The 21616-nt window shown below is 58.0% G+C and carries 18 protein-coding genes; 5 read left to right on the top strand and 13 right to left on the bottom strand.

The window, feature by feature from the left end; translation table 11 throughout:
- Positions 1-13: 13 nt before the first annotated feature.
- Complete coding sequence (locus HY010_23350) at positions 14-217, top strand: hypothetical protein (GenBank protein ID MBI3478675.1); 204 nt, start codon at positions 14-16, stop codon at positions 215-217.
- On the opposite strand, the gene HY010_23345 is transcribed toward HY010_23350, so the two are convergent.
- Positions 214-681 carry a pyridoxamine 5'-phosphate oxidase family protein gene (locus tag HY010_23345; protein ID MBI3478674.1) on the bottom strand — a complete coding sequence of 156 codons (468 nt, stop codon included), beginning with the start codon at positions 679-681 and terminating at the stop codon, positions 214-216. The genes HY010_23350 and HY010_23345 overlap by 4 nt on opposite strands.
- Positions 682-817: 136 nt before the next feature.
- On the opposite strand from HY010_23345, the gene HY010_23340 reads away from it, so the two are divergent.
- Positions 818-2089 carry a cysteine desulfurase-like protein gene (locus HY010_23340; protein ID MBI3478673.1) on the top strand — a complete coding sequence of 424 codons (1272 nt, stop codon included), beginning with the start codon at positions 818-820 and terminating at the stop codon, positions 2087-2089.
- Between the two features lie 139 nt (positions 2090-2228).
- Here HY010_23340 and rpiA read toward each other — a convergent pair whose 3' ends face one another.
- From rpiA to speB, 3 genes are all read right to left on the bottom strand, one after another.
- Positions 2229-2993 (bottom strand): ribose-5-phosphate isomerase RpiA, encoded by a 765-nt coding sequence (gene rpiA, locus HY010_23335; GenBank protein MBI3478672.1) that lies wholly within the window; start codon positions 2991-2993, stop codon positions 2229-2231.
- A gap of 10 nt (positions 2994-3003) precedes the next feature.
- Entirely contained in the window at positions 3004-3381 is a 378-nt protein-coding gene (locus tag HY010_23330) for a DUF202 domain-containing protein (protein ID MBI3478671.1), read from the bottom strand.
- Between the two features lie 130 nt (positions 3382-3511).
- Positions 3512-4333 (bottom strand): agmatinase, encoded by an 822-nt coding sequence (speB, locus tag HY010_23325; GenBank protein ID MBI3478670.1) that lies wholly within the window; start codon positions 4331-4333, stop codon positions 3512-3514.
- 139 nt (positions 4334-4472) lie between these two features.
- Here speB and HY010_23320 point away from each other — a divergent pair, with 139 nt between their 5' ends.
- Positions 4473-6968 (top strand): 2-oxoglutarate dehydrogenase E1 component, encoded by a 2496-nt coding sequence (locus tag HY010_23320; GenBank protein MBI3478669.1) that lies wholly within the window; start codon positions 4473-4475, stop codon positions 6966-6968.
- A 78-nt stretch (positions 6969-7046) separates the two neighbouring features.
- Here the strand turns inward: HY010_23320 and HY010_23315 are convergent, their stop codons facing one another.
- The 6 genes from HY010_23315 to HY010_23290 all read right to left on the bottom strand — a co-directional run bounded on the left by HY010_23315 (position 7047) and on the right by HY010_23290 (position 13223).
- Positions 7047-7304 carry a hypothetical protein gene (locus tag HY010_23315; protein MBI3478668.1) on the bottom strand — a complete coding sequence of 86 codons (258 nt, stop codon included), beginning with the start codon at positions 7302-7304 and terminating at the stop codon, positions 7047-7049.
- 96 nt (positions 7305-7400) lie between these two features.
- Entirely contained in the window at positions 7401-8453 is a 1053-nt protein-coding gene (locus tag HY010_23310) for a GAF domain-containing protein (protein MBI3478667.1), read from the bottom strand.
- Between the two features lie 97 nt (positions 8454-8550).
- Positions 8551-9798, bottom strand: a complete 1248-nt coding sequence (locus HY010_23305; GenBank protein MBI3478666.1) for an anion transporter — start codon at positions 9796-9798, stop codon at positions 8551-8553.
- 121 nt (positions 9799-9919) lie between these two features.
- On the bottom strand, positions 9920-10645 hold the full coding sequence (locus HY010_23300) for a hypothetical protein (GenBank protein ID MBI3478665.1): 726 nt from the start codon (positions 10643-10645) through the stop codon (positions 9920-9922).
- A 152-nt stretch (positions 10646-10797) separates the two neighbouring features.
- Complete coding sequence (locus HY010_23295; protein ID MBI3478664.1) at positions 10798-12534, bottom strand: HAMP domain-containing protein; 1737 nt, start codon at positions 12532-12534, stop codon at positions 10798-10800.
- Positions 12531-13223: a response regulator transcription factor gene (locus HY010_23290; protein MBI3478663.1), complete on the bottom strand. Its 693-nt coding sequence runs from the start codon at positions 13221-13223 to the stop codon at positions 12531-12533. Before HY010_23290 ends, HY010_23295 begins: the two co-directional genes overlap by 4 nt.
- A 170-nt stretch (positions 13224-13393) precedes the next feature.
- Here HY010_23290 and HY010_23285 point away from each other — a divergent pair, with 170 nt between their 5' ends.
- A complete protein-coding gene (locus HY010_23285; GenBank protein MBI3478662.1) occupies positions 13394-14332 on the top strand; it encodes a VWA domain-containing protein in 939 nt (312 codons plus the stop codon).
- A 7-nt stretch (positions 14333-14339) separates the two neighbouring features.
- On the opposite strand, the gene tsaD is transcribed toward HY010_23285, so the two are convergent.
- Entirely contained in the window at positions 14340-15500 is a 1161-nt protein-coding gene (tsaD, locus tag HY010_23280) for a tRNA (adenosine(37)-N6)-threonylcarbamoyltransferase complex transferase subunit TsaD (GenBank protein ID MBI3478661.1), read from the bottom strand.
- A gap of 205 nt (positions 15501-15705) precedes the next feature.
- On the opposite strand from tsaD, the gene HY010_23275 reads away from it, so the two are divergent.
- The gene (locus HY010_23275) at positions 15706-17067 is read left to right on the top strand and encodes a CCA tRNA nucleotidyltransferase (GenBank protein MBI3478660.1); all 1362 of its coding nucleotides are present in this window, start codon (positions 15706-15708) and stop codon (positions 17065-17067) included.
- A 155-nt stretch (positions 17068-17222) separates the two neighbouring features.
- Here the strand turns inward: HY010_23275 and HY010_23270 are convergent, their stop codons facing one another.
- On the bottom strand, positions 17223-20324 hold the full coding sequence (locus HY010_23270; protein ID MBI3478659.1) for a glycoside hydrolase: 3102 nt from the start codon (positions 20322-20324) through the stop codon (positions 17223-17225).
- Between the two features lie 416 nt (positions 20325-20740).
- Positions 20741-21571 carry a dTDP-4-dehydrorhamnose reductase gene (rfbD, locus tag HY010_23265; GenBank protein ID MBI3478658.1) on the bottom strand — a complete coding sequence of 277 codons (831 nt, stop codon included), beginning with the start codon at positions 21569-21571 and terminating at the stop codon, positions 20741-20743.
- Positions 21572-21616 lie beyond the last annotated feature (45 nt).

Here is a 21616-nt window from a genome sequence, read left to right as displayed (position 1 = left end):
GGGAGAAGTACTTATGTCGGGACAAGTTGTTCTTTATTTTGAGGATCAGGCAGACGCGTTGCGCTTCGCCTTGGCGGCTGGCTCAGTGATGGCCGGAGACGGAGCGCACACCACCGACGACCTAGCCACCAACACCGCGCGCGTCACGCGTATCCAACTGAACGCCACCAATGCTGGCAAAGGGAAACGCTCCGATCCGCCGGAACGCGTCGCCTAGGCGCTGATTGCACTCGGAAAGCGTGTTTGAAAATCCAGCAAGCCGACCCACTCCGGGGTGATGGTCACTTGCACCATGCTGGACATCATCGTCTGCACTTGTTTGATCCAGGCTTTTCCCTGTTCTACCCCGAAGTAGCGCTCGGCTGCAGCCGCGTATTCGGGCACGATTCCGTCAACCGTTGTCAGCCGTGCTGTACCGCGCACGAGCAGAACTTTGTGCGGAAAGGTGTTGTCGTCGATCGTGAGAGCGACCTTGGAATTCTTGGCGAGTGCTTTCAGCTTGGGTGCTTTGGGAGGAGTGGCCATCACGAATTCCCGCCCATTCCAGTGGAACCAGATGGGCACCACTCGAGGCGTTCCGTCGGAAGCAATGTAGGCCAACCGTGCCGGAATGTTCGATTGCAGCAGTTCCTGGGCAATGGGGTTTTGCAGGAGTTCCAAATCTCCTTGTTTGACGGGCATGGATTGTCTCCTTCTTACCTAGAACATCGTAGAGCAGGCCTCAAAAGCGACACCATCTTACGCCAGTGTCAGGGATAGGCTCGCCTCATCTATCTGCACCCCGGTTTTTTGCGCAGGATTTACAATGTCTGCTCTTATGCCAACCGCCGAACACGCCACCTCCACCGCACTCGACCTGACTTGGGTTCGTTCGCAATTCCCTTCGCTTGCGCAGACCGTCAACGGGCATCCCGCCGTTTTTTTTGACGGCCCTGGCGGCACGCAAGTTCCGCAGCGCGTGATCGACGCTATTTCCGAATATCTGGCCGCCAACAACGCCAACACCGGCGGGGCTTATTCGACCAGCCGCAACACCGATCGGATGATTGCCGAAGCGCGCGCGGCGATGGGCGACTTCCTGAATTGCGACGCGGACGAAATCGTCATTGGCCCGAACATGACCACGCTGACCTATGGGATGTCACGTGCATTCGGCCGGGAACTCGAACCCGGAGACGAAATCGTGCTCACGCTGCTCGATCATGATGCGAATTTCTCTCCCTGGAAGGCGCTGGAAGAAAAAGGCGTCACCATCCGCACGGTTGCCTTCAACCCAGCCGATTGCACGCTTGATATGCACGATCTGGCGCGAAAGATTAATAGCCACACGCGCCTGGTCGCCGTTGGATACGCCTCCAACGCAGTGGGAACGATCAACAATGTCGCGGAGGTTGTCCGCCTCGCCAAGCAGGCCGGGGCGCTCACCTACATCGACTCCGTCCACTACGCCCCGCATGGACCGATTGACGTACGCGCACTCGATTGCGATTTTCTGGCTTGTTCGACCTACAAGTTCTTTGGTCCTCACATGGGCGTGCTCTATGGCAAGCGCGAGCACCTGACGCGGTTGAAACCGTACAAAGTGCGCCCGCTCACCGACAGCAGTCCGAACTGCTGGGAGTGGGGCACGCTGAATCACGAATGCATTGCCGCGATCAAAGCCTGCGTCGACTACTGGGAAGCTCTTGGCCGGCGCGCGAAACCGGGTGTCGCGAATCGTCGAGCCGCCATTCTGGCCGCGCACGAGGCGATTCATGGACACGAGCGTGCATTGCTGGAACGGATGATGGCGGGATTGCTTGCGATTCCCGGCCTGAAACTTTATGGCATCAGCGATCCGCGCCGATTTGACCACCGTTGCGCGACTTTCGTCGTCCGCGTAGAAGGTTTCACGCCACTGCAACTGGCCACGAAGTTGGGCGATGGCGGATTCTTTACCTGGGACGGAAACTACTACGCGCTCAACGTGACCGAACAACTGGACGTCGAAAAAACCGGAGGCTTTTTGCGGATCGGGCTTGTCCACTACAACACGATGGAAGAAGTGGAGAGGATGCTGGGGGCGCTACGGGAGATTGTTGGAGGCTGATGAAGCGGCCGAGGCCGCGTCACATGCCGTCCCTTGCGGGACTCGAACGGAACACATGCTTACCTGGCACTCCCGTGCTGGGCTTCCCAGTTCCGCCGCTGCGCGGCTGGATAGAACGCTGCGAGTTCTCTCCTCGATGCTATCGGCGGGAGTGCTTTGCGACTCTCTTCTTGACGACGCGCTTCACACGGGTCGGTCTTCGACGAGATGCCGGAGGCCGGGCACGCTTCTGACCGATCTCAACCACCGAATTCCCTTTCCCAATAATTGCCGCCTTTGCAATCCCGATGAACAGCCCGTGCTCCACCACTCCGGGCATCTCGCTCAAAGCGCGCGCCAGCGCTGGCGGATCGGCGATCTTGCCGAAGCTGCAATCCAGTATGTGATGCCCTTCGTCCGTAACAAACGGCGTTCCGTCCGGGCGGTTTCGTAGTTTGCAACTCGCGCCCAGCGCGGTGATATTTCTCTCGATTACGGCCCTTGCGAACGGGATGATTTCCACCGGCAACGGAAACTTTCCCAGCGCCGGCACAAGTTTGCTCGAATCCGCCACGACGACCATCCTCTTGGATGCCGTGGCAATAATTTTCTCGCGCAGCAGCGCACCACCGCCGCCCTTGATGAGCCGCAGTTGCGGATCGACTTCATCCGCGCCATCGATGGTGATGTCGATCTCCGGATGTTGGTCGAGCGTCGAGAGTGGAATGCCGACAGCGCGAGCCAATTCGCCGGTCGCGACTGACGTGGGAATGCCAATGATTTTGAGTCCATCCTTGACTCGTTCACCCAACGCGACAACTGCGAAATATGCGGTCGATCCGGTACCGAGCCCTACGATGGTTCCATCCACGACCAATTTCGCGGCCGCACGTCCTGCCAGTTCTTTTTCGTTTTGATTTGCCATAGTGGTTGCGTTATCCCTGAGCAATCTTGATCCACGCCAGATATCCCGCCAGCACGATCCCAAACACGGCCAGCAAAACCGCCACCAGGTCGATGATCGTTCCGGCGGGCTTAAACGAGTCCGTATCGATTTGCTGACGCGTCTGCCGGTAACGGTACAGGCCGGCAAAAATCAGCAGCACGCCGGCCACAATCGAGATCATTCCCAGCCACGCTGTCAGTCCGGGAGTGGAAACTTTCTTACCTTCAAACTGGAGAAATTCCTGGAGCGCGATCGAAAAACGGCCCACCGCAAATCCAAACACGATGGTGGCAACGCCGGTGCGGATCCACGCCAGGAACGTGCGTTCATTCGCAAGGTGGTCGCGGGCGTTGTTGAGTTCGGGCATGACTATCTAAATTACATTAAGTTCTGTCATCCCGAGCGACGCGAGGGATCTGTATTCTGCCGGCCTCTGCAGATCCCTCACTTCGTTCGGGATGACAGAGTTAAAAAGTTGTTTGCTATCCACGCGCCCTCTACCCGCCAATCATTTTCCCCATGATTTCCTTCAGCAGCTTTGCTGCGACCATGGCGGTGATCTGCGTGTGGTCCTGCGCTGGATTGTATTCGACGATGTCGGCGCCCACGATCTTTCCGGTGATCGCCTGAATATGCATGAGTGCATCGCGAACCGACATCCCGCCCGGTTCGCGGTGTGAGATGCCGGGAGCGAAAGCCGGATCGAGCGCGTCCATGTCAAAAGAAATGTAAACCGGACCATCGATCTTCATCCGGTCGAGCGCGGGCAGGTGACGCATCTCAATCACTTCGACACCGAACTTCTTTACCTGTTCGCGCTGGTGTCCATTCAGGGTGCGGATCCCTACCTGGATCAGGCGTTTCGCCCAACCATCTTCCATAACGCGGGCAAACGGGCAAGCGTGGGACAGGCGGTTGCCTTCCAGTTCGTCGTACAGATCGGGGTGCGCGTCAAATTGAATGACGGTCAGCCCCGGCATACGCTTGCCATACGCGCACAAGATCGGCAACGCGATGGAGTGGTCGCCGCCCAACGAAATTACGCGCAGGCCTTTGTCCAGAAGCTCGCCGACCTTCTTTTCGATCGCGGCAAAGGGTTCCTGGAAAGTGAACTTGAGATCGCCAGCATCGCAGTACGCACCCTCGGCACCAAGATCGACTCCAGTCTCGGTCCAGGAGTTCGACGAATCAGACCGAAAAGAAACGCGGATAATCGGCGGCGCTCCGGCCGCTCCCCTGAGCCAGGAAGAGTTCGCGTCGAATGGGATTCCAAGAAGAACGGGTGTATCCGGCTTAGCAGTCGCAGGAAGCGATGGCATGGAATCACCTCTACCCTCTATTTGTAAACCTGAGCATTGTGCACCACAGTGACCGCAAACACATCCTTTTGTTTGGCCCGGTGGAGCTTAATCGGCCACAGATTTCCGCACATCCGTTATCCTATAGAGAAGAACTTTTATGGCTACTTCTACGCAAAATAAAGCTCGTGGCGGCGCGGCTGCCGGAACCGTGGAAACGCTTGAACGGGAACGGGTTTACGAACTGTTCCGCCAGTGGGGATACCTGGAAGCAGAACTTAACCCCTTGGGACTATTGCCTCCGCAACCGCACCCCGACCTCCAGATCGACAATGAATGGGCCCGGGACGCGCGCCGCATCTATTGCGGAAGCGTGGGCGCGGAATTCATGCATATCGCCGATCCAGAGCGCAGGCGCTGGATCCAGGAACGGCTGGAAGGCGAGCCCGAGCATGTCGAACATGAACTTGCGCTCGACCTGCTGATCCAGGCCGACCTGTTTGAGCAGACGCTGCAGGCGCGCTATCTCGGGAACAAGCGATTTTCGCTCGAAGGCAACACTTCTCTCCTGCCGCTGTTGGACGAAGTCCTCGACGTGGCCGGAGAACATGGCGCTGTCGAACTCGTCATGGGGATGAGCCATCGTGGACGATTGAACGTCATCATCAATATCGCGAAGCGTCCACCGGAAGAGATCTTTGGCGAATTCGAGGATGTTGATCCGCGCAGCGTGCTCGGGTCCGGCGACGTGAAATATCACATGGGCGCGACCGGCGAGTATGTCACAAAGAGTGGAGCGAAGATTCACATCCACCTGGCGTCCAATCCGAGCCATCTCGAGGCAGTCGATCCCGTCACCGTCGGCCGCACTCGCGCCAAGCAGGACCGCGCGGGAGACGGCGGCAAAGTGAAGTATCTTCCCGTGCTCGTCCACGGCGACGCGGCCTTCGCCGGACAAGGCATTACCGCCGAGACTCTGAACTATGCCGACCTTGCCGGCTATACCGTCGGGGGCACGATCCACATCATTGTGAACAACCTGGTCGGATTTACGACCAACGCTCGCGAAGAACATTCGTCGCGCTTTTCAGCGCAGCTCGCGCGGCGGCAGGCGATTCCGATTTTTCACGTCAACGGCGAGAATGTCGACGCCGTTCTTCGTATTGCTCGGATCGCCGCACAATATCGTTACAAATTTGGCAGCGACGTAGTGATCGACCTGATCGGCTATCGCCGCCACGGCCATAGCGAGGTCGATGATCCAACCGTCACCCAGCCGCTGATGTACAAGGCCATCAAAGCGCATCCTCCGCTATGGGAAATCTACGCCAAGGAAATCGGTGTCGGTGATATTGGCGCGCGCGTGCAAGCCATTAAAGCCGGCTACGAAGCAGCGCAAAAACGCGCCGGACAGCTCACCAAGAAACCGGTCCTCCGCGAACTCCCCAAGTATTGGGATACCTACTTCGGCGGACCTTACAAAGCCGAGTACGAAGCGCCAACTGGGATTCCACAAGAAGAACTGTTCGAATTGACGAAGCGTCTGACCACGTATCCCGACGGATTTCACATCCATCCGAAAGTGAAGAAGTTACTCGAACAGCGCGTTGAGATGGGCACTGGCAAGAAGCCGCTCGACTATGGCATGGCCGAAGCACTCGCCTTCGCCAGCCTGGTGAAGCAAGGTATTCCGATCCGGCTCAGCGGCCAGGACTCGCGTCGCGCCACTTTCAACCAGCGCCATTCGGTGCTAATCGATACCGAGGACGAGTCGGAACACGTACCGCTTCGACACATCTCGCCCGACCAGGCCCGCTGCGACATCTACAATTCCACGCTCTCGGAAGCCGGCGTGATGGGATTCGAATACGGTTACAGCCGCGACTATCCGGAAGCCCTTGTGTTGTGGGAAGCGCAGTTCGGCGATTTCGCCAACGTCGCACAGGCCGTGATCGATCAGTTCGTGTGTGCCGGAGAGGACAAGTGGGGATTGTTGTCTGGCCTCGTATTGCTGCTTCCGCACGGCTACGAAGGACAAGGACCGGAGCACTCCAGCGCCCGCATTGAACGTTTCCTGCAACTCGCGGCGCGCGACAATATCCAGATCTGCCAGCCGTCCAACGCTGGACAATATTTTCATCTGCTGCGGCGGCAAGGATTGCGCAAGTGGCGCAAGCCGCTGATCGTGTTCACCCCGAAGAGTATGTTGCGCCATCCGGATGCGTTGTCGCCACTGGAAGATCTGACGCATCAGAAGTTCCTCACGGTGTTCCCGGACACGGAAGTGCGAGACACCAAACGGATTCTTCTCTCCACTGGAAAGATCGGCCACGAACTGCGCGTCGAGCGCAAGAAACGCAACGACTTCGACACCGCCATCATCTTCGTGGAACAGATGTATCCATTCCCCGAAGCAGAGCTGGCCGCGGAGCTGGAACGTCACTCATCGGCTCGCGACATCGTCTGGGTACAGGAAGAGCCGGCCAATATGGGTGCGCTGTTCTACATGTTGCCGCGCCTGCGGAGAATCGCAAACGGCCGGCCTGTCTTGTCGGTGAAGCGGTCGGCGAGTCCCAGTCCGGCGACGGGGTCGGCAAAAGCTCACGAGGTCGAGCAAAAGACCCTGCTGGCGCTGGCATTCACGACACAGGGCTAGGGGCGACGACGCCCTGTAGTTTGCAGCTAACAAAAAGCCCAGGCTCTTGCCTGGGCTCCCTGATCTTGTATCCAAAATCTATGGCCAGCGCTTGGCAGCGTCTTCCCATCCTGCGGCGCGAGGCGGAGCAGCATTCACAGCCGCTGCGGCCACGGCCGGCGACGGGATGCGGATGGGTTGTTGCGGAGCCGTCAGGGTCGGCTTCGGCTGCTCAGACATCGTTTCCTTCGGCTCCTCAGAAAGCAAAGGGGCCGCAATCCGCAGGGCTTCGACTTCCTTTTCGAGCCGGGTTAGTTCCAGTTCTTTTTGCCTTAAAACCTCATACACATTCTTCATTCTGGGCACCTGTAGAGTCGAAACAACTTATGCGCAATGTATGGCTAACTCGCGGAAATGTCAAGGAAAACAGGCACTCTTGAGTCCTCGCTCCGGCTAGCGGAATACCACCACCAAGACCACGAGCGACAGGATCAGTACCAGCACGGCCAGTACGTTGACGTGGTTCGTAACCCACGATTCCTTGGGCGGCGGCGCGTTCAGAAACGCAGGGATAAACTCAGGCGCAACTGTCTCTCCTGCCTCAGGGTGCAGATGGCGCTTGTTCTCGCAGTCCACGCATAGCGAGCGGCCTTCAGAAACAGGAAATCCACAGGAGGCACATTTTTGCACTCGTCGCATCGCCTCGGGCACCGCAGCTGGCGGAGTCTCCGGAACCGTCTCTTGAAATAAGGCGGAGTGCACTTGCGCAGTTCCCAGCGGGTGGTCCAGAGCCGGAGGGACCGGCACGGACTGGTCGACGATCGCGGCATGGGAAGCCGTGTCCGCCAGGTCTGATGCCATCGCCACAACCGGCACTTCACTCGCTCGTTCTTCGTGAGCCTCGGTCATGGTCGGAGGCGGCGCCGGAACCGGCTCAGGAATCACCACCGGAGCAACCGCCGGACGCGGCTTCCTCTCCGCCAGATCGAGAGCCGTCATGGTTAAGTCGGCCATGCGCTCGAGAGCAATCAGGTCACGCTCCTCGAAGGCATAGGCGTGGTCCGAGAACAACTCAAACAGGCCGCGCACCTCTCCCTTTCGGGTCAGCAAAGGCAATACAACAATGGATGCGATCCCGAGCTGCCGGCACGTTTCCAGATTCACACGCGGATCGGTTTCCGCGTTATCACAGCGCAGCAACTGCTTGCGGGAAATACTTTCGCCAGTCAGTCCCGAGCGGACTTGCAACCGCGCGCCCACGCCTGGTGCCGAGGAACCTGCACTCGCGCGGCAGACCATTTCCTCACCGTGTGTAAGCGCCAGCGCCGATCCGGTCGCGCCCGTGATGTATTGCGCGCGCTCCACCAGTAACTGCAGCGCGGCGTCCAGCTCCTGCCCGTCGAAATTGCCCCCTGCGGGCAGATCTACGCTGGCCGCCAACTCTCCCGGCGTGGTGACTTCTTTTCTCGGCGCGAATGGCGCCTCAGGTTGTGCAGATCCCGACATAGTTATCGATAGTGCAATGCAACGTGTACCACGACTAGAGTTTTAACGAGTCTCGCCTTCAGCACAGTCAGTGTCAAGGGCGACTGGCACAAGTTGCTCAGCCCGCATAGGCCAGCCAAAGCGCGCCAACCACGACCGTGGCCACTGTAATCGGCAATCCAACCCGAAAATAATCCCAGAAGCTGATGTGGACATCCGGCTTGGCGCTCTCGACCACAATGATGTTAGCGACCGATCCTGCAATCGTTAGATTGCCCGCCAGCGTTGAGGCCATCGCCAGGATCAGCCATGCCTTATGCGGCTCCGCGAAGTTCTTCACCAGCGATTTGAGCAGCATTACAGCCGGTACATTGCTGACCAGGTTGCTGAACAGGGCTGTCACTACAGTAAATACACCCGGACGATGCAGGTTCCAGCGCTGTGTGAATTGCAGTAAGCGGTCGACCAGGCCGACTTTCTCGGCACCACCGACGATGATGAACAAACCTACAAAAAAGACAAGGAGTCCCCAATCCACTTCAGCGTAGAGTTTGCGTGGCTCGCTGCTTCGACTGATGAGCACTACCGCCGCTCCGACTGACGCTGCGAGCACTGGAGAGACTCCGGCAAGAAAAGCAATTACGACTCCACTCACCACCAGCAACGGCTTGAGCAGACGAGACAGATCAAGTGCCGGAAGTGGAATTGCGCCCGGCACCGCGTTGGATGGTTGAAGCTCGCGAGAAAATATCCAGCGCAGGATGAGCCAGTCCAGTACCAGGCCCATCACGGCAACCGGGCCCAAGTGGAACAGAAAATCACGGTAAGCGATTCCGGAGTAAGAACCAATCAGCATGTTCTGCGGATTGCCCGTGATGGTAGCGACGCTGCCAATATTCGACGACGTCGCCACTGCCAATAGAAAGGGCAGCGGTTGCAAGCGGAGTTTCTGCGTCAGTGAGAGGACAAAGGGCACCATCACCAAACAAACAATATCGTTGACGAAAAATGCAGACAGCGCTCCGCAGGTGAGAATCACTGCCGGCAGCAACATCCCAGGCTTCAGGCGCCGCAGGACAAGTTCGGCGTTCCACTCGAAAAATCCCGCGAGTTTCAAGCTGCCCACCACCAGCATCATCGCGAACAAGAGGACGACCGTGGCGAAATCCACCGATCGAATTGCTTCGTCCGGACGGCTTACTCGCAACACAACAACCGCGATCGCACCAATGATGGCGGCGCCGGTGCGATCAATCTTGAGGCCTGGAAATTTGCCGAGCGCGAAGACTACATAGCTGGCAAGAAAGACGATCGTACCGGCAAGGACCTGGGTCTGCGGCAAGAACGCGGCGGCCGGATTCAGCATGCGTCCTCAGAATATCAAGCCGGGACAGAATCTTAGACGGTAGAGTTCGCGGGGAAGAAATGCGGAGCCCACACAGAAGACGCCTTGGCTCAATGCTAAGTGCTAAGTACTCATTGCTGCTTTATGCCTTGTCATCCTTGTGGCGGAGCCAATCGATGAACATCTGCTCCAGCGGCTTGTCGTAGGCCATGAGCAGGTGGCGGACGCTGCGTCCGCTGACGAAATGGCAGACTTCTTCGGCGAGATTCTTGGCGTGGTCGCCGGCCCGTTCCAGGGACTGCGTCATGAAGATGACCTGCAGGCTGGCTTGACGCGCGATGTTTTCAGGATTCTCGATATGCCGCATGAAAATAAGATTACGCAAGCGATCCATCTCCGCGTCGGCGCGCAGGACTTCGATGGCCTTCTTCACATCCCGCTTCGAAAAGGACAGGGCGACATCGGCCAGCATTTTTTCCAGCAACGTAGCCATCTGTGTCAACTCACGGGCATCCTCGCAATCGAGGCGGCTGCCCGCCGCTTGCGCGCTATTGGCAAAGCTCAGCAACAGGTCGCCGATCCGCTCCAGCCCGATGACAACTTTCATGCATGCCAGCAACTGCCGCGCTTCGACTTCTGGAACCTGAGCGATGGTTGAGGTCACGCCAGAGTCGATCTCGGCGTCGATAGCGTCCAGTTCGCGCTCGCACTGCCGGATGTTGTTGAGGCGGGCCATGGAACCAGTCGCGATTCCTTCAGCGGCAATCGAAGCCGCCTCGCGAGCCAATTCACAAGCCTCCACCGTCCGCCGGATCAACCGGACGCTGGCAGGGTCAGGAGCAGGCATTTTCAGACTCGCAGTGCTCATAGGCGCGACACCAGACGATGGGATTCTGTTCCGCTTCGATGGCCGATTCATGCTGCGTTCATAACGTGGATCGGCACACCACTCGAATCAAGCATATGCCCTTCGCGCGCTCGATGGATTAAGAACCTGTGAATTTCCGCCCGTAAATGGGATTACTCGGAACTGTCATCCAGGCTGGGAGCGCTGGGAAGCGTGAAAAAGAACGTGGAACCATGGTTCAACTCGCTCTCGGCGCGAATGGTTCCTCCATGTGCCAGTACGATGTGTTTCGCAATCGCCAGGCCCAATCCTGTGCCGCCGGATTCGCGAGAGCGCGCTTTGTCAACCCGGTAGAATCTCTCGAAAAGCCGGGGAAGATGTTCCGAAGAAATTCCTGGCCCAAAATCCCGGACAAAGAACTCGACGAACTTGCCGGCCTCCCGTGTCCCCAAGACGACTTTCTTGCCGGCCGCAGCATACTTGAGAGCGTTTTCAATCAGGTTGGAAAATATCTGATGGATGGCTTCCCGATCTGCCGCAACCGGCGAATGAGGAGCGGCATCCTCTTCCAGCAATTCGACTCCGTAAGGGCGCGCCACGTCGCGGAAGCTTTCCATCGCGTCCTCGAGAAGTTCGCCGGCCGTGACGCCTTGAATATCAAAACGCTGTTCGCCGGATTCGACTCGCGCCAGCGTCAGCAGATCCTCGGTCAGGCGCGACATGCGGGCCGCGTTCTTCCGGATGATCTCAATAAACTCACGACCGTGGTTGCTTTCGGGACCACCATCAAGCAAAGTCTCCGCGTAGCCCTGGATGGACGTCAGCGGCGTACGCAGTTCATGGGACACGTTGGCGATGAAATCGCGGCGGGTTTTCTCCATGCGCTCGGTCTCGGTAAGATCGCGCAGCACGGCCACGGCGCCGCCTCCAGGCATCGGCGCGGCAGTCACATCGAAAGTGCGGCCAGGGGCAATCGTGTTGGAGCGCACGGCGTTGACTTCCTGTCCGCCCACCGCCACTTGAATCGCCGACAAAAAATCTGGATCACGAACACTGTCTACAAGCGGCGCGTTCAAACGAGGAGCCCACGGCAAAAGACGGTTCATTCCCCGATTGGCCCATTGCACACGAGCATCGGCGTCCACCGCAATGACCGCATCCTGCATACTGTTCAGCAAAGTTTCGAGTTCGCGCTGGCTGGTCTGCACTCTCAGAAAGCTTTCTTCGATGCGGTGCGTGGTTTTGTCGAGCGCGGCTGCGACTTGTCCAATCTCATCGCCCGAGGTGGATGCAATGCGGGCCGTGAGATCGCCGGCGGCCACGCGCTCCGCGAAGTCTACGATCCGTCGCAATCGCCGGGCGACATAATGCGAGGCGACTCCCGCCACCAGCATGGCCGCTGCAAACGCAATCAGTGAGCCCCACAGAAGCGCAATGTTCAGTTGCTGGGTGGTCGCATCAATCTCTGACAGCGTGTAGGCCAGTCGCACTGCACCGCCTGAAACCGGGACAGCCACATACAAAAATGGGATGCCCAGTGTATGGCTGCTGCGTTGGTCAATACCGAGATGACCACCGAGAGCTGCGAGAAATTCGGGACGCTGCCTGTGGTTTTCCATGCTGCGCGGATCACTTTCAGAATCCGCGAGCACCTTGCCGGAAGAATCAATCACCGTCGCACGGGCGCCGGCCGCCTGTGCTTCTTGTGCAGCGATATCTGCCAGGCCATGCTGGCGGTCAGATTCCACTCGTTGCGCAAATAGCTGGGTTTTTTCTTTGAGATTTCGTTCGATTACCTCGTGCAGAGTTTGTTCCCACATGCGGCGAACAGTGATTTGCAGAGTAGTGGCGGTGACACCAATCACCACCAGGAAGATCAACATCAATTTCAGGAAGATCCGACTTCTCAACGCGGAACCTCAAAACGATACCCCGCCCCGCGGACCGTCTTCAAATAACGCGGGTCTTCGGGATCAGGCTCAATCTTCTCGCGGATACGCCGCACGTAGACATCAACCGAGCGCGGTGTGACGTAAGCGGTATCGCGCCAGACCGAATCGAGCAACTGATCCCGCGTGAACACTCGTCCGGCATGCCGCATGAAGTAATCGAGCAGGCGAAATTCCGTCGCCGTCGTCGGGACCGCTTTGCCGCGTACGGTCAAGATCATGGCCGACGGATCAATCTGGATCTCATCAATGGTGGTGGGGAGTGGAGGCAGTGGCCGCTCAAACCGCCGCAGCACAGCCTTCACCCGGGCGACCAGTTCACGCGGACTGAAGGGCTTCGGGATATAGTCATCCGCGCCCAGTTCCAACCCAAGCACGCGGTCCGCTTCGCCGCTCTTGGCAGTCAGAAAAATTACGGGAACCGACGCCAGAGTCGCCGACTGCCGGATCTGGCGGCACAGTTCCAAACCATCCTTGCCGGGCACCATGATGTCGAGCAGAAATAATGCAGGACGCTGGCGTTCCGCATCCGTGACGACCAGATTTCCTGTCGAATACAGCCGCGCATTAAAGCCCGCACCTTCCAGATGATGACGGACCAGGCGGGAAATGTCAGGGTCGTCTTCCACGACAAAAATCGTTGGCTTCACGGCGTCCATTGTAGCTGGTGAAGGGTTGGATTCGAAACCAGCACACGCCAGCTCACTCCCAACCGCCCGCTTTTGTAACACCCCGTTAACAAAGGCATAACGGCAGGTCCTAAGGCTAATGACAAATTTCTCCGATGAGCTAAACAGCGCTCTGGACAGGCGTTTTGCCGATGCTGAAGCCGATCTTGTCGTGTGCCCTATCGCTCGCAGTAGCGGTCGGGCCCTTGCTCAATGTGACGACACCCTCCAGTTCTCAGGCTGGCGACCCTCCCCTGCTCACAATTCAGAAGACAAGACGCGAGGTGCAACTCGAATTTCACATCTTCCTGGACGGACGAGCCATCCGGAACGTGCAACGAAATCAAATCGTCGTCTATCAGGACGGAAAGCAAGTCACCGAGATCACAGGCTTCTACGAAGAACAGGATCTGCCGCTGCAACTCGTCCTGATGATCGATACCAGCGCATCCATGACCAAAGAATTTGCGCCGGAACAAGCCGCAGCGATGGGGTTCTTGCGGCGCATGACCCGCCTGGTGACCGATCAGAGCATGGTGGTAGCGTTTTCCACTCATGCCACTCTCAATCCTTCGCTGGACGGTTCGGCGCCGGCCTCGTTTCGCCAGATCGCGCTGTTGCGGCCTGCCGGGCTGACTGCTCTGTTTGATTCGATTTGCGAAGTCTCTGCGCGGATATCCGAATCCAGCCCTCAATCGGGACGATCCCGTAACGTGCTCATCCTGCTCAGTGACGGCGCCGACACCTACAGTCTGAACTCACTGGAGCAAGCGATTGCCGCCGCGCTAGATTCAAATCTGACAATCTATGCCATTACGGATCACGCGCAACACAAGGTAAGCCGGGGGGACATCAACCTACAGAAACTCGCTGCTGCCACCGGAGGACAGGTATTCTTTCTCAAGAAATTCAAGTCCACCGAGGGCACCTTTGTGGAACTGGAACGCGAAATCCATTCGCAATACACGGTGACATTTGCCCTGCCAGGGGATAGTTGTGGATTTCACTCTGTCCGCGTAGAAACCACGGATCCAAAGATGCAGGTCCGTTCGCGAGGGGGATTTTATCGGGACTGTTCCGAACACCACTAGAACTCAGCTACGAACCCCGGACTCCGCCCAGTTTCATTCCCGGCTCAACAGAAAAATCCATGGGCAGGAAGTCCTGGACCAGAAATTTCGGATAGGCAGCCGCGGCGATCATTGCGGCATTATCCGTGGACAGCGCTCGCGACGGGAAAAATACTGGAATCCCTTGCATGCTCGCTTCGCGCTCGAAGGTCGCGTGCAGTTCGCGATTGGCGGCGACGCCTCCACTTACGAAGAGCGTCCGAACCTCGTATTCCCGGGCGGCGGCAAGCGTTTTCGCCGTGAGATCTTCGACGATAGAACGCTGGAATGAAGCAATCAGATCGAGCACCGGACGGTCACACAGGCGTAGATAGTCTTCACTCTTCGGCTTCTCAATCTCCGCCAGTGCGCGCCTTCTCGCATCAATAGCTGCTCCCAAATTGTGTGTTTCGACATAGCGAAGCACCGCAGTCTTAATCCCGCTGTACGAAAAATCAAATCGAACCTGATCGCCTGTCTGCGGCCGGTTGCGGTCGGGATTCTTCAGCTGCGACCCGGGGAAATGGATTGCCGATGAATTTCCGTGCGCCGCTAATCCGTCGATAATCGGCCCACCCGGATAACCGAGTCCCAGCAGTTTCGCAACTTTGTCGAACGCCTCGCCGGCAGCGTCGTCGCGGGTATGCCCGATATTCTGATACGTCCAGCCTCGCTCGGCAGAATCGCGCTGGGCAAGATAAAGATGTGTGTGCCCTCCCGACACAACCAGCGCCAGCACGGGAAATTCCAGGTCGCGATCGCCCTGCTGCAGGCGCTCGAGCAGCACGGCATGAATGTGCCCTTCAATATGGTTCACCGCGATCAACGGCTTTTCCAGCGCGAACGCCAGCGCCTTGGCAAAACTGATTCCGACCAATAAAGCTCCAACCAGCCCCGGCCCCTGCGTGACCGCAATCGCGTCCACATCCTCATAGGACCGCTTCGCCTCGGCGAGAGCCTCTCGCACGACCGGCACAATGGCTCGCAGATGCTCGCGCGAAGCCAGTTCCGGAACCACGCCGCCATAGGGCTGATGCGTCGCAATCTGCGATGCCACCACATTCGACAGAATCTGTTCGCCCGAACGCACGACCGCTGCTCCCGTCTCGTCGCAGGAGCTTTCAATACCGAGGATGATCGCGTCAGGCATAATGAGGTCGAGTGCAGCGCCCGCGTACAATTGGCGCGGTAATTGAACTGGCTGCCGATCAGTGCTTGGGAAGGGCACGGCTGTAGCCGTGCCACCAGAACGCCATTGAAATTGGGCTTTAGCCCCTGAGGCGCTGCCCGCAACAACCGGTCTTTTAGTTTAGACGATCGATTGCTTGCAATGCTTTTTGAGCACTGAATACTGAATGATTTCTTCCAAACAACACGCCACCAATATCGTCCGCACGCTGCGCGAGCGCAAACACCAGGCTTACCTCGCAGGCGGATGCGTGCGCGACCAGGTGCTGGGCCGCGAGCCCGCCGACTATGACGTCGCCACCAGCGCCACTCCGCAGCAAGTGATGGAAATCTTTCCCCAGACCTTCGCCGTGGGAATCCAGTTTGGAGTCGTGTTAGTTCCGCTGCCCAAGAATGAAGACGGCGCATCGGCAGTCAGCCCGGGAGAAAAAGTTCCAGCCGTCGAGGTCGCAACTTTCCGCTCCGACATCGGCTACTCCGACGGTAGGCATCCCGACGAAGTTCGTTTCAGCAAGAACCCGCAAGAGGACGTGCAGCGCCGAGACTTCACCATCAACGGCCTGCTGATGGATCCAATCACCAACGAAGTCCTCGATTTCGTCGGAGGCCGCGCGGACCTCCAAGCGAAAATCATCCGCGCCATCGGAGAGCCCGAACACCGTTTCGCCGAAGACAAGCTCCGTATGTTGCGAGCCGTACGTTTTGCAGCGCGCTTCGAATACGCGATCGATCCAGCGACATTCGCCGCCATCCAACGCCTCGCGCCACAGATTCATCAGGTATCGCGGGAGCGGGTGCGAGAAGAACTTACCAAGATGCTCGTCGAAGGCCGCGCCCGGCGGGCTTTTGAGTTGCTCGACCAGAGCGGATTACTAAAGGAAGTCCTGCCGGAAATTTCCAAGATGAAAGGTGTCGAGCAGCCGCCGCAGTTTCATCCCGAAGGCGATGTCCTCGTCCACACGCTGTTGCTGCTCGACAAATTGTCTGTGGGATGTTCGAAAACACTGGCCTGGGGAGCCCTCCTTCACGATGTCGGAAAGCCGCCCACATTCCGCATCGCACCGGACCGCATCCGTTTCGACGGTCACGTTGAAGTAGGCGTCAAGATGGCCGCTGAGATTTGCAACCGCCTTCGCTTCTCGAACGATGACACCGGGCAGATTCTCGCCCTCGTGGACAATCACATGCGCTTTGGCGACGTAACGAAGATGAAAGAGTCCACGCTGAAAAGACTTTTACGCTTGCCGGAATTCAGCGAGCACCTGGAGCTGCATCGCATCGATTGCCTGTCCAGCAACGGGATCACTGAGTCCTACGAATATGCCCGAGAGAAGTCGCAGACCATGCCACCGGAAGCGATTCGGCCGCGACCGCTCATCAACGGGCGCGATCTGATTGAAGCGGGATATGAGCCGGGGCCGCGCTTCACAGAGATCCTCGGCGCCGTGGAAGATGCGCAACTCGAAGGCAGACTCACGTCACGCGAAGCGGCGTTGGAGTTGGTGAAGCGAGAGTTCGCTAACCCGTAGCGTAGAGCACTGAGTGTCGTCCCTACTGGACTCTGCTGGTATCACTCTCCTACCCGGCACTTCCCTGCCGGGCTTTCATGTCCCGCCGCTGCGCGGCTGGAACGCGTGCGCCCGCACAATTCGGACAAGAGTGTCCGACCGGTATTCCCCGCAACTCATTCTTCGTTGCGATCTTTGTCTTGCGTGGTAGTTTGCACAGAATCAGCAGTGCTCGCTTCCACCTTCGCAAGATCGATCGCTGCCGATCCCGATTGCTTCAGCCGCGCGTTCAACTCCGCAACATCTTTCGATTTGAACTGTTCCCATGCAGCAAGCTGTTCGGCCAATGCCTTCTCCAACTCACCAACCATCGCAGACTGCTGCGTTGTCGGAGCGGCGTCGGCACTATCGAGCGCACTGAGAACGGACGCAAACCCAGTGTTCAGGCGAGCAAGACTGCGCCCCTCGGGCATGCTCAGAAAGCGAGCACCATCTCCTTCTCCCTCCAGCGCTGCCGCTTTCTCCTCCGCTTCTGCAATCTTCTTGGCTAACTCAGCATTTGGATTCTTCGTCGCCAGCGCCTTCAATTGTGCGCGCAAGCCACGCACCTGTTGTACGGCCTGGAAGTCGCGATGAAGCGCATCTGCAATCTTGCGGTCGAGGTCGAATTGGCGGCGCAGGTCGACCGGAGAAGATTTCACTCTCGGATCCATTTGCAGCTTCAACGCCTGCGTAGAACTCTTGCCGTCGATCGTCAGCGAGATGCTGTATTGACCGGGCAACGCCGCTGCTCCGAGCGGATAGCGTGGCGTGGCGTGAACGATTGCCGAAATCGGATATTCGTGTTCGAGCACATCCGGCTCCGAATAATGTAAGTCCCATTGGAACCGGTGCATTCCGGCAGCATTGGAAAGTACGCGCGCCGGACGCAGCCAATAGGTAGGAACATTCAATTCCTTCGCATTGACCGGCTCTGGCTTGTCGTCGCTGGAAAAATGCCGAACCAAATTTCCAGCCGCATCCCGGATTTCCAGTACCACTGGTCCGGCGCTTGCGCTTCTCACCCAGTAGTCAATCATTGCTCCGTCCGGTGGATTCTGTCCGGCCGGTTCCTCCGGCGGTAGCGGCGTATCGGTATTGTTGTTGCGCCGGACGCGATATGTCAGTTGCGGTTTGAACAAGACCGGCAATGAATCCCTGGAAATCTGCGCATTCAACTGCCGCAGCGGCGTAACGTTGTCGAGAATCCAGAACGATCGCCCGTGGGTTCCGACGACGATATCGTCATTGTGCACTACCAGGTCGCGAATCGAAGTCGGCGGCAGGTTCTGTTTCAGCGATTGCCAGTGGTCGCCATCGTCGAAGGATACGTAAACAGAGCGTTCCGTCCCGGCAAACAGCAGCCCCTTGCGTTCTGGATCTTCGCGAACCGTGTTCACCGGTTCGTTGTCAGGAAGGCCCGCCACAATTTTTTGCCAGCTCTTGCCCTCGTCGTGTGTGCGGTAGATGTACGGACGCAGATCGTCGAGCCGGAACCGGTTGACCGCAGCGTAGGCAGACGCGGTGTCGAAGTGCGACGCATCCATCTGCGCAATCTTGCTCCACGGAGTCAGTTCCGGTGGAGTTACGTTTTCCCAACTCTTTCCGCCGTCGCGAGTCACGTGGATAAGTCCATCGTCACTGCCCGCCCAGATCAGCGCGCCATCTTTCGGCGAAGGCGCAATCGAATAAATCACTCCGCGATGCTTGCCCTTTGCCGGATCGGCGTCCACGAATTGCCCCAGGCTCGGCGGCACTCCGGGATCTTCGCGCGTCAGATCAGGACTGATAATTTGCCAGCTGTCGCCGCCATCCCGCGTAGAGAACAGCACATTCGATCCCAGATAAAGGACGTGCTGGTCGACTGGCGAGAAAATCAACGGAGCAGTGCGGTTGAAACGGTACTTGCCGGTTCGCAGCACAACCGGTGAGACATCGCGCGTCTGGCCCGTGTTGCGATCGAACACCGTCACCTTGCCGCCATAGATCAAATTCGGATGCAGCGGGTCAGGCGCAACGTATCCATATTCTTCGACTCCCACCGTCGTCCAGTCGCGGAACGTAATGGAACCAAAATCGCTGCGGCTGGCCGTGCCAACCGAGCCACTCTCCTGTTGTCCGCCATAGACCCAGTACGGAAACTGGTTGTCGGTTATGACGTGATAGAACTGCGCCGTCGGCTGGTTGTACCAGGAACTCCATGTCTTGCCGCCGTTCACAGTGATGGTCGCGCCCTGATCCACCGCCAGCGCGATGATGTCCGGGTTGTCTGGATTGATCCAGATGGTGTGATAGTCGTCTCCGCCGGGCGCTCCCTTGATTGCGGTAAAGTTCTTGCCCGCATCGGTGGACTTGTAGCTCGAAGTGTTTGCGACGTAGATCGTGTCTTTGTTTTTCGGATCGACGCGCACCATCGCGAAATCGTCGCCACGGCCCCAGACTCGCTCTTCTGTATTCACCAGTTGCCAGCTCTCGCCGGCATCATCGGAGCGATACACGCCGCCATTCTTCTTCGCATCCACCATCGCGTACATGCGATCGGGATCGCTCAATGAAACCGCCAGACCAATTCGCCCCAATCCATCCGTTTCACTGGGCAAGCCTTTTGCGATTTGCTTCCAGTTGTTGCCCCCATCCGTGGACTTGTACAGACCGCTGCCTCGGCCGTTATAAGAACCGCCGGTCGTCCAGGGCGGACGCCGCGCCGCCCACATGTCAGCAAAAACTACCTGCGAATTCCGGGGATCGAAAACAAGATCAATCGCGCCCGTGTCGTCATCCTTGGTGAGAATTTTTTGAAAATTCTGGCCACCATCGAGGGAACGATAAACGCCACGCTCTGCATTCGGACCATATGGGTGCCCGAGCGCCGCAACGAAAAGCCGGTTCGGGTCTTTGGGATCCACGATGATCGTGCCAATCTGCAGCGCATCGCGCAGGCCGAGATGCTGCCAGCTGCGACCAGCATCGGTAGATTTGTAGATACCGTCACCAACCGACAGGTCCGGCCGCCGCAATCCTTCGCCGCTGCCGACGTAAATAATGTCGGGATTCGATGGCGCGATCGCCAGTGACCCGATCGATCCGGTGGGCTGATCATCGAAGATTGGATTCCACGTGCGTCCGTAGTCCGTCGTCTTCCACACGCCGCCATTGTTCGGAGCCATGTAGAAAACATTCGGCTGGCTAGGAATTCCGGAGATCGCCACCGTGCGTCCGGCACGGAACGGCCCGATCATGCGCCAATGAAGGTCTTGATACAGCGCCGGGTCGAACTGCTGGCCGAAGATCGCGAATGGGAAAATAGAAACGCAGAGCAATACGAGCAGACTTCTCAAAAGCCGCTTGTTCACGATTTGATCCTCTAGGACAGCCAAGAATAAACCAGCACACAAGCCGTTGCCCAGCGCGCGCAACTGGGAGTGGCTCGTTTGAAACTGAATCCACTCCCATGCAGTCCGCAGTTGCTGATATTAAAGCCACCGGAGAGAGTCCCGGAGGTACAACTGACAATAGCCCGGCGTTTCAACGCCGGGTCACCCCCCGCGGAAGGACGAAAAAATCCCGGAGGGACGACTGAACTCGGGGACGTGGCCGGTGAGCCCCAGTCCGCAATAGCGCCACGAACCGAGTGCTGCATCACCAGTACGGCACGCTACCGGGCGTCGAGGTATCGTCGCACGGCATCCTGCCAGCTCGGCATTTGGATGCCGTAAGCGTACAAGCTGTCCGCCGATAAAACCGAGTAGGCTGGCCGCCGCGCCGGACGGGGAAATTCCGCGGTCGTCACCGCCTTGATCGCGGTCGACATCCCGGACACACTCAATATCTCCCGAGCAAAGTCGTACCAGGTGCAGTTGCCGGAATTGGTGACATGCACAATCCCTCGAGCCGATGCACGGCAAAGCTGCGCTAGTGCGGATGCCAGATCCGGAGTAAATGTCGGGCTTCCGCGCTGATCGTTCACGACAGAAATTTCCGGACGCGTGGCGGCCAGCTTAAGAATCGTTGCAGGAAACGACTTGCCTCCGGGACCGAACAGCCAGGACGTCCGCGCAATACAGACTTCGGGCAGCAGTTCGACAAGTTGTTCCTCGGCACGAGCCTTACTCTCGCCATAAACATTGGTGGGATGGCGCTCGTCGCCCGTTTCATACGGCACCGAGTTTGTGCCGTCGAAGACATAGTCGGTGCTGACAAAAATCAGCCGCGATCCAACCTCTCGCGCCGCCCGTGCCACGTTGACCGCGCCATCGCAATTCACCGCAAACGCCAAGTCACGATTCGATTCGCAGCCATCCACATCGGTGTAGGCGGCGGCAAGAATGATCCATTCGGGACGTAACGATCTCACAGTTTCCCGAACAAGCGCCGAATCTCGGATGTCCACATCCGCGGAGGAGAGCGCGGTGAGTTGTTCGCCTTGCAGTTCCTGCACCAGAGCTTGCCCCAACAGCCCGGACGCACCAAACACGGTGACGCGCATAGCGGCATTGTAGCGGGTGGAATTCCAGTTTCACTAGAAAGAAGG

The sequence above is a fragment of the Acidobacteriota bacterium genome, from assembly GCA_016196065.1.
Classification (GTDB): domain Bacteria; phylum Acidobacteriota; class Terriglobia; order Terriglobales; family Acidobacteriaceae; genus Acidiflorens.
Note: the sequence above shows the minus strand (reverse complement) of the source record. Positions and strands in the feature narration are given on the sequence as shown.